The organism is Arthrobacter sp. 10N44_2, from assembly GCF_056394385.1.
Genome location: NZ_JBFTHT010000010.1, coordinates 76,548 through 87,911, shown reverse-complemented (window position 1 = coordinate 87,911; position 11,364 = coordinate 76,548). Strand labels below are relative to the sequence as shown.

At 68.1% G+C, this 11,364-nt stretch carries 12 protein-coding genes; 3 read left to right on the top strand and 9 right to left on the bottom strand.

All coding sequences use genetic code 11. The features are described from left to right. Positions 1 to 28 precede the first annotated feature (28 nt). Positions 29 to 265 carry a hypothetical protein gene (locus AC1DBX_RS12470; RefSeq protein WP_079550403.1) on the bottom strand — a complete coding sequence of 79 codons (237 nt, stop codon included), beginning with the start codon at positions 263 to 265 and terminating at the stop codon, positions 29 to 31. Between the two features lie 234 nt (positions 266 to 499). Between AC1DBX_RS12470 and AC1DBX_RS12465 the strand changes: the two genes are divergently transcribed. Further along, positions 500 to 1,792 (top strand): VIT1/CCC1 transporter family protein, encoded by a 1,293-nt coding sequence (locus AC1DBX_RS12465; protein WP_476931865.1) that lies wholly within the window; start codon positions 500 to 502, stop codon positions 1,790 to 1,792. Next, the gene (locus AC1DBX_RS12460) at positions 1,792 to 2,751 is read left to right on the top strand and encodes a matrixin family metalloprotease (RefSeq protein WP_223914243.1); all 960 of its coding nucleotides are present in this window, start codon (positions 1,792 to 1,794) and stop codon (positions 2,749 to 2,751) included. Before AC1DBX_RS12465 ends, AC1DBX_RS12460 begins: the two co-directional genes overlap by 1 nt. Before the next feature lie 4 nt (positions 2,752 to 2,755). On the opposite strand, the gene AC1DBX_RS12455 is transcribed toward AC1DBX_RS12460, so the two are convergent. From AC1DBX_RS12455 to AC1DBX_RS12435, 5 genes are all read right to left on the bottom strand, one after another. After that, the gene (locus AC1DBX_RS12455) at positions 2,756 to 3,889 is read right to left on the bottom strand and encodes an LOG family protein (protein WP_476857110.1); all 1,134 of its coding nucleotides are present in this window, start codon (positions 3,887 to 3,889) and stop codon (positions 2,756 to 2,758) included. Positions 3,890 to 3,997: 108 nt separating this feature from the next. Next, positions 3,998 to 4,774 carry an SDR family NAD(P)-dependent oxidoreductase gene (locus tag AC1DBX_RS12450; protein WP_476873511.1) on the bottom strand — a complete coding sequence of 259 codons (777 nt, stop codon included), beginning with the start codon at positions 4,772 to 4,774 and terminating at the stop codon, positions 3,998 to 4,000. Positions 4,775 to 4,801: 27 nt separating this feature from the next. Next, positions 4,802 to 6,175, bottom strand: a complete 1,374-nt coding sequence (locus tag AC1DBX_RS12445; protein ID WP_476851305.1) for an MFS transporter — start codon at positions 6,173 to 6,175, stop codon at positions 4,802 to 4,804. Positions 6,176 to 6,367: 192 nt separating this feature from the next. Next, on the bottom strand, positions 6,368 to 7,075 hold the full coding sequence (locus tag AC1DBX_RS12440) for a FadR/GntR family transcriptional regulator (RefSeq protein ID WP_079550394.1): 708 nt from the start codon (positions 7,073 to 7,075) through the stop codon (positions 6,368 to 6,370). A gap of 14 nt (positions 7,076 to 7,089) precedes the next feature. After that, positions 7,090 to 7,584 carry an SRPBCC family protein gene (locus AC1DBX_RS12435; RefSeq protein ID WP_230008250.1) on the bottom strand — a complete coding sequence of 165 codons (495 nt, stop codon included), beginning with the start codon at positions 7,582 to 7,584 and terminating at the stop codon, positions 7,090 to 7,092. 39 nt (positions 7,585 to 7,623) lie between these two features. Between AC1DBX_RS12435 and AC1DBX_RS12430 the strand changes: the two genes are divergently transcribed. After that, positions 7,624 to 8,397: a gamma-glutamyl-gamma-aminobutyrate hydrolase family protein gene (locus AC1DBX_RS12430; RefSeq protein ID WP_476931864.1), complete on the top strand. Its 774-nt coding sequence runs from the start codon at positions 7,624 to 7,626 to the stop codon at positions 8,395 to 8,397. A 21-nt stretch (positions 8,398 to 8,418) separates the two neighbouring features. On the opposite strand, the gene AC1DBX_RS12425 is transcribed toward AC1DBX_RS12430, so the two are convergent. The 3 genes from AC1DBX_RS12425 to AC1DBX_RS12415 are packed head-to-tail and all read right to left on the bottom strand — an operon-like array spanning position 8,419 to position 11,347. Beyond that, positions 8,419 to 9,453, bottom strand: a complete 1,035-nt coding sequence (locus AC1DBX_RS12425) for a Gfo/Idh/MocA family oxidoreductase (protein ID WP_476851303.1) — start codon at positions 9,451 to 9,453, stop codon at positions 8,419 to 8,421. Beyond that, on the bottom strand, positions 9,450 to 10,244 hold the full coding sequence (locus tag AC1DBX_RS12420; RefSeq protein ID WP_476931863.1) for a TIM barrel protein: 795 nt from the start codon (positions 10,242 to 10,244) through the stop codon (positions 9,450 to 9,452). The genes AC1DBX_RS12425 and AC1DBX_RS12420 overlap by 4 nt, the downstream gene beginning before the upstream one ends. Beyond that, on the bottom strand, positions 10,244 to 11,347 hold the full coding sequence (locus AC1DBX_RS12415) for a Gfo/Idh/MocA family oxidoreductase (protein WP_476851301.1): 1,104 nt from the start codon (positions 11,345 to 11,347) through the stop codon (positions 10,244 to 10,246). Before AC1DBX_RS12415 ends, AC1DBX_RS12420 begins: the two co-directional genes overlap by 1 nt. Positions 11,348 to 11,364 lie beyond the last annotated feature (17 nt).

Below are 11,364 nucleotides of genomic sequence, written 5' to 3'. Positions count from 1 at the left end.
TTAGGCAACTTAACGGGCCGCGCGAGGATCACTCATTTTCCTCCGGCGCAAGGAATTCTTCACCTTCCACGGGCACCACCGGCTTCTCGTCGCCCAGGAAGTCTTCCGCGTCCAGGGGAACGAGCCGGTCGGCCTCTTCGAGAAGCTCCTCGTCCTCGGTCTCTGCGGCATCACTGACGGGCGCGTCCTCGGCGTAGTCGTAGGCGGGATCGGACTCGAGTGACTCCCGGGCCGGCTGGATGGGATGTGATGCGGTGCTATCCATGATGCAACCTCCATGCGGCTTCGGTGGCGGCAAGGCCCCGGGGAGCCCGCCCTGGGTTTCATTCGAACACCGCGGACCCGGGCGGTCAAGGGCTCACAATTGCTGCCGGAAAGCGGCTGCGGACGGTCCCGCCGGGGCAGGGCAGTTACGGCCTCCCTAAACTTTCCACTGAGGATGGCCAGCCGGAAAAGCACGGAAATACGGGGTACTCTGGAGTCGCAATGGGGCCGGACCATGCCCGACCAAACCCAGGAGTTTTTCGTGTCTCAGCACACCGAATCGGACCGCAACGATTCTTCGCAGCACCACCCGACACAGCCCTCTTCGGTCCGCGACACGGACCCGCGCCCCGCCTCGCCGCACGCCTCTGTTGCCCCCGCGGCGGCTCCCTCCACTGCCGCTCCCGTCAGCCCACCGAGCCCGTCGCCCGCAACAGACGCGAGCGCAGCGCCCAGCGCAGCGGACATCAAGCGCTGGCGACAGTATCTCGCCGATGAACGTGCCGAGGCGGCCGTCTACCGGGACCTGGCGCAGAACCGCGCCGGGGAGGAACGCGCCATCCTGCTGGCGCTGGCCGAGGCCGAGGGACGCCATGAAGCGCACTGGCTCCAGTTGCTGGGCGATCACGCCGGCAAGGACCGGCACGCCTCACTCCGGAGCCGGTTCCTGGGCTTCCTGGCCCGGCACTTCGGCTCGGTCTTCGTCCTGGCCCTGGCCCAGCGGGCGGAGAGCCGCTCCCCGTACGCCACCGAATCGTTCGCCACCCCGGCCATGGTCGCCGACGAGCAGATCCACGAAGAAGTGGTCCGCGGGCTGGCCACCCGGGGCCGCAACCGGCTGGCCGGAACGTTCCGCGCCGCCGTCTTCGGCGCCAACGACGGGCTGGTCAGCAACCTGTCCCTCGTCATGGGCATGGCGGCCTCGGGCGTGGGCAGCCAGGTGGTACTCCTCAGCGGCGTCGCCGGGCTGCTGGCCGGCGCACTGTCCATGGGGGCCGGCGAGTTCATTTCCGTGCGGTCGCAGCGGGAGCTCCTCGCCGCGACCCGACCCACCCAGATCACGTTGGCGGCGGCGCCGCTGCTCGATATCGAGCACAACGAACTCCTCCTCGTCTACCTGGCCCGCGGCATGTCCCGGGCGGCCGCCGAGCACCGCGTCGCGGAGCGGATGGGCCTGTTGGACTGCGACTGCGATCCCAGCCTGTCCCTGCGTCCGGAACTGCCCGAAAGCGAGGACCAGCACGAGGCGGTCGGCACCGCCTGGGGCGCGGCGGCGTCGAGCTTCTGCTTCTTCGCCTCGGGCGCGATCGTGCCCATCATTCCCTTCCTGCTGGGCATGACAGGACTCGCCGCACTGGTGGTTTCCGCGTCCCTCGTCGGCTTGGCGCTGCTGCTTACCGGCGGCGTCGTGGGCCTGCTCTCCGGTACCTCGCCCGCCACCCGCGGCCTGCGCCAGCTGGCCATCGGCATGGGTGCCGCGGGCGTGACGTACCTGCTGGGCATGGCCTTCGGCGCCGTGGTTGGCTAGTGGACGGCCCTGAATTTCGGGACCGCGGACCTCGGCACAGCCGGCCAGCCACCGCTCTGCGGATCATCAGGAACCTCGCCGCCGCTGCGGTGATCGCCGCCGGCGCCTTCCTCACCGCCGGACTCGTCTACGGCGATCCGAGGTTCACGGGCCTCTTCGAGGTCTCCCGAGGAACGGGGAACAACGCAGGGCACAGTGCAGAAAACAAAGCAGGCAGTGACCTGCAGGCACAGCCCCAGGCTGGCCAGAAATCCGGCCAGCCTGCCGTGCCGGCCGGCGAAGACCGGACGGACACTCCCCCGCCCGGGCTCGAGGAGCAGGACCACCCCCTCGGCGCGGCCCGGAAACCGGAGGCCGCCAGCACCTCGTACAAGTTCCTCGCAACGAATGACGACGGCACTCCGGTGGGTTACTCGCCGTGCCGCCCGCTGCACTACGTCATCAATGCCGCCCTGGCCCCGCCGGGTGCCGAGCGGCTCGTGGACGACTCGATCAGGACGATCTCGGAGGCCACCGGAATCACCTTCATCAATGACGGCCCCACGTCCGAGGCCCCCTCGTCCACACGTGCGCCCTACCAAAAGGATCTCTACGGGGACCGGTGGGCGCCGCTGCTGATCGCCTGGACCACCCCGGAGCAGGCGCCGCAGCTCAAAGGCCCGGTGATCGGCACAGGCGGAAGCACACACTTCAGTTTCGGCGACGGCCCCAAGAGCTTCGTCACCGGCAGCCTGGAGCTGGATGCCCCGCAAATCGCGGAAGACCTGGACCGCTCCGAGGGAGCGGCCTATGCCACTGCCGTGATCCTGCACGAGCTCGGCCATGTGATGGGCCTGGAGCATGTCGATGACCCGGCCCAGCTGATGTACCCCGAGATCGGAGCCCCGGACGGGCTTGCCGCCGGCGACCTGAACGGACTCTACGAGCTTGGCCACGCCCAGTGCCGCAAGGATCTCTGACCCCCTAGCGCTCCAGCGCCTCAAGGGCTTCTTCGACCGTATCGACCAGGAAGATCCTTCCCTCCATCCGGCGCCCTGACGCCAGGCTCTGTAAGAGGGGCCAGGCCGGGAATCGCCGCAGCCAGTGTTCGTGCCCCACCAGGACCATGGGAGTGACGGTTTCCGGAGCGGCGTAGTAGTTCTCGCAGGCGTCCTGGAAGATCTCCTGGACCGTGCCGCCCGAACCCGGCAAAAAGACGATGCCGCCGTTGCACAGTTCAAGCAGGATGGCTTCCCGGATGGCATTCGCGAAGTATTTGGCCACATGCGTGGCGAAGAAGTTCGGTGGTTCATGGCCGTAAAACCATGTGGGAATCCCCAGCGACGGCACACCCTCCGGGTGGCGTTGGGCGACCGCCGCGGCCGTCCGCGCCCAGGCGGCCACCGAGGGGCGGAAGGACGGCACCGCCGAGAGGTCGGCCAGGGCCCGCCGGAAGTCCGGTTCGGGGGCCTCGCTGAGGAAGGCGCCAAGATTCGCGGCCTCCATGGCCCCGGGGCCGCCGCCCGTGGCTACCACCCGGCCGCTGCGGGCCAGCAGCCGGCCCAGCAGCGCGGCTCCTTCAAAGACGGCGGTGCCGCGGCGGGCAATGTGTCCGCCCATGACCCCCACCATCGTGCGGCCGGCGCGGAGATAGGTGCCGGCCAGTTCGTCGAGGGCCACGCCGATCGAGTGGTCATGCAGGGCGGCGGCCAGTGTCGCATCCAGCCGGCGGCGCTGGCCCGGCCGAATGCTCCACTGGTACACCCGCGCGTCGAGCGTGTCCTCGTAGGGTGAGGTGGCGATCCCGGAATAGAGTTCCTGCGGCGTGTACAGCTGCCCGCGGTAGGGGTTGAACGGCACGGCCGTGAGCCGGGGAAAGATGAGGGCGCCCCGGCCGCGCAGCAAGTCCTCCACACCGTCGTCGAACCTGCAGCCCAGGAAGACCGCGCCCTGGGCCTCAAGCGCCTCCAGCTGGGCCCGGCGGCCCCGCAGGTCCAGCGACTGGACATGCCAGCCGTGCATGCTGCGCGCCCCCGCCGCGACCAGCCGGTCGAAACCGGCAAGGCTCTCGACCTCCAACGTGCGGGGGCTGGGGTGAAGGCTGCGGGCGGCGTTCATGGAGCCAGCCTAGACCGTGGCCAAGCTCCCCCGTTGCGCTATCACTCTTGGTGGCCATTCCGGGATCTTAAGGCCCAAAAGTGATAGCGCAACGGGGGTGCGTGCGGATTAGGAGACCTGGAGGCCGCCGTTGATGTCATAGGTGGCCGCGGTGATGTAACCGGCGTCCGGGCCGAGCAGGAAGGCGATCAGGGCCGCCACCTCCTCGCGGCTGCCAACCCGACCCATCATGATGCCCTCCGACATCTGCGCCTTGCGTTCCTCGCTCAGGGTGCCGCCCATGATGTCGGTGTCGATGGGGCCGGGGGCGATGGCGTTGACCGTGACCCCGAACTCGCCCACCTCGCGGGCCAGGGCGCGGGTGAATCCGATGATCCCGGCCTTGGAGGCGCTGTAGGCGACCTTTGAGTAGGTGCCGCCGCCCCGCTGTGCAGAAATCGAGGAGATGCTCACGATCCGGCCGAGCTTGCGCTCGATCATGCCTTTGAGCACGCGCTGGGAAACGATGAAGGATCCGCGCATGTTGATGGCGAAGACCTTGTCCCATTCCTCGACAGTGGTGTCCATGAACGGCGTCGGGGAACTGATGCCGGCCAGGTTGGCCAGCGCGACGATCGGGGGCAGCGAGCCCTCGATCTCGGTGATGGCCCGGTCAACCGACGCGGCGTCGGAGACGTCCGCACCGACGCCGATGGCCTTGACCGCACGGTTGGAACCGATTTCGGCGGCAGCGGCGCTGGCGTCCTCGGCATTGATGTCCAGGATTGCGATGGACCAGCCCTCGCTGGCCAGGCGGTCGGCGGCGGCACGGCCGATGCCGCGGGCTGACGCGGCTCCGGTCAGGACCACGGTGCGTTCAGTGGGGAACGGGGTATTTGATGTCATGACGAAGATTCCTTCGGGGGTTTCGGATCAGGATACTTTGGCCGGGTCGACGGCGGCAGCCGCTGCGACCGCGGGGTCAAGGCTGGCGTCGCCTTCGGGGCGCCGGCGGGCGTACAGGTAGGTGGCCACGGCCGTGATGCACAGGCACAGGGACAGGAACAGGAGCCCGCTCTGGTTGCTTCCGGTGGCGTCCTTGAGGAGGCCGACCGCGTACGGGGAGATGAAGCCGCCGAGGTTTCCGAGGGAGTTCACCAGGGCCAGCCCGGAAGCGGCAGCCGCACCGGTCAGTGCCGCGGAGGGCATCGAGAGGAAGGGGGCGATCGCCCCGTAGATCCCCATGGCGGAGAGCGTCAGACCGACCATCGCGAGGAATGGGTTCACCGGCAGCAGGTAGCCGGCGGCCACGAGCCCGACGCCCGCAAGCACCATGCTGACCGAGGCGTGCCAGGCACGCTTGCCGGTCCGGTCCGCGCGCTTGCTCCAGAAGTAGACGAATACTGCGGCCACGGCATAGGGGATGAAGACGATGAAGCCGACCTCTGCCGTGGAGAACTTGCCCAGGGCCGCGACGATGGTGGGCATCCACAGGCCCAGGCCGTAGATCCCGCACACCAGGCCGAAGTACAGGGCGGAGTAGACCAGGGTGCGCTTGTCCTTGAGCCCGGCCATGAAGTTGTGCTTGCCCGACTGGGACTTGGCGGCCAGTTCGGCGTCCATGGTGGCGGTGAGCCAGTTGCGCTCGTCGGCTTCGAGCCATTTGGCGTCCCGCGGACGGTCCGTCATGAGGATGGGTGTCAGCAGGCCGAGGGCGATCGCCGGGATGCCTTCGATGATGTAGAGCCACTGCCAGCCCTGGAGGCCCATGACGCCGTCCATCTGCAGCAGGAGCCCGGACACCGGGGCGCCGAGCGCGTTGGATACGGGCTGGGCAAGGATGAAGATGCCCAGCACGGTGACGCGCTGCGCGGCAGGGAACCACAGCGTCAGGTAGAACAGGATCGCCGGGAAGAACCCGGCCTCGGCGGCACCGAGCAGGAACCGGACGATGTAATACGTGGTTTCACCGTTCACCAGGCACATGGCGGTGGCGAAGATGCCCCACGTGATCAGGATGCGGGCCAGCCATTTCCGGGCTCCGAACCGGTACATGCCGGCGTTGCTGGGAACCTCCAGGAGGGCGTAGCCAAGGAAGAAGATGCCGGCGCCCAGACCGTAGGCGGCGGAGTTCAGGCCGATGTCCTCGCTCATGGTGAGTTTGGCGAATCCGACGTTGTTGCGGTCCAGGTAGGCAACGAAGTAGAGCAGGACAATCAGGGGCATGACGCGGCGGCGGACCTTGCGGAGCGTGCGGTCGCCCAGTTCGCCGAGTCCGAAGGACTTGGGGGTTAATGAAGTCATCATCGACCTTCTTAAGTGTTTTCCTGCCCTGCTGCTGTGCCGGGTGAGGAAAGCGGTGGATTGGGGTGGTCATCCTGCCCGCCTGGAAGCGTGTGCTGCAGGATACTTGTTGAGTCAGATGTCAGACATCTGATTCAGGAACTAGCCAAATCTTAGAATGTGATTCGGATTACGTCAAGAGTCCGGAGGCGGACGTCAGGACTTGGCGCCCCGGACGTAGCGCTCGTAGTCCGCATTGGTCTGGTCCATGTGCTCATCCATCGCCTGCCGCGAGCGCTCGGCGTCGCCGCTCAGAATGCTGTCCAGGACCCGCTGGTGGTAATCGATGGCGTGCTGCTGGATCACCTCGACGGCCGACGTTTCGCGCCGGGTCACGTACAGCAGCTGGCCCAGCTGGGCGAACAGGGCCCGGACAAAGGGGTTGCCGGACGCCTTCAGGACGGCGTCGTGGAAACCAATGTCCGCCTCCACGAAGCGGTCCAGGTCGCCGGAGTCGTGGAAGCGCTTCATGTCCGCGATGCACTCGCGCATGCGCTCGGCCTGCTCCGGGGTATAGCGTTTGGCGGCGAGCGCCGCGGCCCCGGTCTCCACCATGCGGCGCATCTCAATCAGCCCCACCGAGACCTGGTCGGCCGCATTGCCATGGGAGGCTGCCTTGAAGATCGCGTCCAGGCCGGTCCAGTTGTCCGTGGGATTGACGAAGGTTCCCCGGCCGGCCTTCACATAGAGGATGTTTTGCGCCCGGAGGGCTTTGAGGGCCTCACGCACGGTGAGCCGGCTAACGCCGTAGGCCTTGGCGATGTCGGCCTCGGGCGGAATCGGGTTGTGGGGCAGGAGCTTTCCGTCAAGGATTTCGGTCAGCAGGCCGTCGACGAGATCGTCGACCAGTGTCCTGCGGCCCATCCCAGTTCCCACCTTCAGTCTCGTTTCGTGCTGCCATCCACATTACCCATGTCCGGGTGCGCAGCCATGTAGGCGTCGAGCTTGGCAAGCGTCTGTTCCAAATTGACCGGATGGCGGCGCAGGTAGCCGGCCAGCCGGAGAAAGCTCTTTCCACGGACCCGCCGCGCGTCCCATTGCTCGGTCACCAGCGTGCCGGGGGTACCGTCCGGGCCCGTGGCCGGATCCAGCAGGTATCGCCACACGTGGCCGTAGAAGTGCCGCCACGCGATCCGGTGGCCTTCCTCGAACTCGCAGACCCTGTTCAGGATCTTGTAGTTCACCCGCATGCGCATTTGCATGCCGAACCTGGCGCCGAGGTACAGCCGTCCGGGCCCGCGCGGCTGGACGCCCTTGACCGTGTCCGAGCCGTCGATCACGCTGTGCAGGGCAGGCGTGGCGAGCACCTCGAAGATGGCTTCGGGGGCGGCGGCGATGTACCGGCTGCGGGACACGAGATAGCGGGGATTCATCTAGTAATCCTAGTCCGCGATCGTGTTGCAGAATGAGGCATGCAGACTTCCCGCAACCCCCTTCGCGGCCGGCCGCGCATCGGCGTTCCCGTCCGCCTCAGCAGTTCCTCCGATCCCGACCCGCGCGTGGCGGAAGCCAACGCATTGTTCGAGTACATCGTGGGGCTGCTGCGCGAGGGCGGCGGCGAACCGGTGCTGCTCGACGCTTCGGGGCCCGACGACGGCGGCCTCGCCGCGGCGATGGCCTGCCTTGACGGCGTCGTCCTTCCCGGCGGCGGCGACCTCGACCCCGCCCTCTACGGCGAGCTGCGCGGTGACGTCTGCTACGACGTCAGCCCTGCCCAGGACGCGCTGGATCTCGCCGTGGCGCGTCTTGCGATCGACGCCGGGCTGCCTGTGTTCGGCATCTGCCGCGGGCATCAGCTGCTCAATGTGCTTTACGGCGGGACGCTCATCCAGGACATGGCGCCGGGGACGGTGGCGCACCGCGAGCCCGCGCCGGTGCACGGGGCCGGCCCCTGGGCCTGGCATGAGGTGGCGGTGCGGGCCGGCTCCAGGGTGGCCGCGCTCTACGGCGGCGGTTCCGGTGCCGTGAACGTGAAGATCGCCTCCGGCCACCATCAGGCCGTGGCCCGGGTGGCCGGAGGGTTGCAGGTGACGGCCGTGGCCGAGGACGGGACCGTCGAGGCGCTGGAGGATCCGGAGCGCTGGGTGGCCTCGGTCCAGTGGCACCCCGAGGCCCTGGAGCTCCCGGCCGGGGAGCGGCTCGCGCCGTTCCGGGCCTTCGTCGAGGCGTGCCGCACCCGGCCCTGAGCCGGACGCCCCGGTCCGTAATCAGCTGCCGACGCTCACCGTCACCTTGACCGGGGCACCGGTGGCCAGCGATTCCTGGGCGGCATCGGCAACCCGGGAGGCCGCGACGGCGTCTTCCGGAGTGCATGGATTCTCCCGGCGGCCAAGGATCAGTTCGACGAACGCCTCCATTTCGGAACGGTACGCCGTCTCGAACCGCTCGGCAAACGTCAGATGCGGCTTCCCCGCGGGGAAAGCGATCCCCGCTTCGGCGGAGGCCAATGCCGTCTTGTCGTCCAGGCCCACCATCAGCGAGCCGCGGGAGCCCTGGATTTCCAGCCGGACATCATGGCCCGCCCCGTTGTAGCGGGTCGCCGAAACCGTTCCCACGGTGCCGTCGTCGAACGTCACCAGCGCGAGGGCCGTGTCCACATCGCCGGCCTCACCGATGGCCGGATCCCCGTTGTTGGAGCCCTTGGCGTAGACCTCGACGATTTCGCGGCCTGTGAGCCAGCGCAGGATGTCGAAATCGTGGACCGAGCAGTCACGGAAGAGCCCGCCGGAGCTGGCCAGGAACTCGACCGGGGGCGGCGTCATGTCGCAGGTGACGGCACGCAGGGAATGGATCCAGCCCAGCTCGCCGGCCTGGTAAGCGCGGCGGGCTTCCAGGTAGCCGGCGTCGAACCGGCGCTGATGCCCGATCTGCACCACGCCGTTCCGGTCCCGGATGTAGTCGAGCACCGGCAGGGCGTCGGCCACGTTCAGGGCCACGGGCTTTTCGCAAAACACCGGGATCCCGGCGTCCACGCCGGCCTTGATGAGCTCGGGGTGGGTTCCGGTTCCGGTGGCGATGACCAGGCCGTCCAGCCCCGAGGCCAGCAGCGCCTGGACCGAGGGCAGGAATTCGGCACCGAGAACGCGTGCCACCGTCCGGGCGTGCTCTTCGGCGACGTCGGTGAGGCGTAGGCGGACACGGATCCCTTGTGGGTTCAGGACCTCGTTGAGGGCGGCGATGTTGTTGGCGTGCATGACCCCGATCCGCCCAACGCCGGCGAGTCCAAGGATTACGTCTTTCATACTTCTACTCTCATGTTTGGTGCGGGCACGGTGAACGCCGCACGGAAGGCCTCCAGGGCCGCATAACTGTCGCCACTGGCCCACGCTTCCATGCCCACGGTTCCTTCGTAGCCTGCGTCCGCGAGCGCCCTGGCCACGGCCGCGTAGTTGATTTCCCCGGTTCCGGGTTCGCAACGGCCGGGAACGTCTGCCACCTGGATTTCGCCGAGGTATGGCAGGGCGGTCCGGACGAGCTCGACCAGGTTCCCCTCCCCCATTTGGGCGTGATAGAGATCCAGCATGAGCCTGGCGTTCGGGTGCCCGGCCGCCTGCACGAGCGCCAGGGTGTCCTTGGCCCGTGCCAGCGGGATGCCGGGGTGGTCCCGGATGGTGTTGAGGTTCTCGAGGCAGAACGTCACCCCGTGCTTCTCACCGAGCTTCCCGAGCCGTTCCAGGGTCCGGGCGCCGGTGGCCCACATGTGTCCGCTGGAGCGGTAGACAGGCCGCGCCGCGTGGCCGTCGACGAGTTCCGCCGGGTGGACCACCAGACGGCTGACGCCAAGTTCCAGGGCGGTGGGGATCAGGGACTCGGCGGTCCGCACCACCTCGTCCGCCGTGTCCGGATCCACGAGGCTGCCGGAGCTGTATCCGGTCATGGAGGAGAACACCGCCCCGGTGGCCTTGAGCGCGCCGATGTCCTTGGGCCGCGAGTCCCAGAGTTCGACGTCGAAGCCGGCCTCGTGGAGCCCGCGCACCCGCTCCGTGAACGGCAAGTCCGTAAAGACCATCTCAGCGCACACGGCGAGCCGCATCAGAGGACCACGTTCTCGTTGACGGCCACTGTGTTGACCGTTGCCGGGGTCCCCCGCTTGACGGACTCTATGCAGGCCAACGCCACGGCCAGTGCGCGCCGGGCGTCGCTGGCTCCCGGAGTGAGAGTGAAGGGCTTCGACTCCGGAGCGGTACCGTCACGCCGGGCGCGCACGGCGTCGGCGAAGTCCGCCAGCTCGTCTGTATAGGCCTGCCGGAAGAGCTCGACGTTCAGCCGTGGGGTGTCGGCGGACATCCCCTCGGCGGTGAACCGGCGGGCGGCGGTTTCGGTGGCGCGGCCGGCCTGGACCATGCCCTTGGAGCCGAAAACCTCGCCGCGGATGTCGTAGCCGTACAGCGCGCTGAAGTTTGCCTCGGCGACGGCGATCGCGCCGTTGCTGTAGCGGATGGTCACGACGGCGGTGTCCAGGAACCCCTGGTCCCGCAGTCCCGGCTCCACAAGCGCGTCGGCAACCGCATAGACCTCCACAGGTTCGGCGCCTTCGTTGAACCAGTTCAGGGTGTCGAAGTCGTGGATCAGGGTTTCGAGGAAGATGGTCCACGCGGGGATCCTTGCGGCGTGGCCGATGCTCCCCGTGCCCGGGTCCCGGGTCAGCGAACGAAGCAGTTGCGGCTGCCCCACGATTCCGGCGGCGAGGTCCTTCTTGGCCGCTTGGAAGTCTGCGGCGTACCTGCGGTTGAAGCCGATCTGGAAGTGCACCCCGGCGGCGTCGACGGCGTCAAGGGCCGCGTCGAGCTCCTCGAGCCCCTGACCGGCGGGCTTCTCGCAGAAGACGTGTTTTCCGGCCGCTGCGGCCTGGCCGATCAGGGCGGAATGGAAACGCGCGGGGCTGGCGATGACGACGGCGTCAATCGCCGGGTCGGCCAGGAGATCGGCAGCGTCGGCGGTCACCTTCGCGGTGCCCAGGGCGCCAGCCAGCGCCCCGGCAGATTCCAGGTTCGGATCCGCGATGGCGGCAAGGACGGCGCCGGGGACCCGGCGGGCAATGCTCTCGGCGTGGAAGGCGCCCATCCAGCCCGAGCCGATAAGTCCGATCCGCACCGGCAGTACGGCGTCGGAGGCGTTGCGGTTGAGATAAGCCAAAGGCTTGTCCTTTCAGG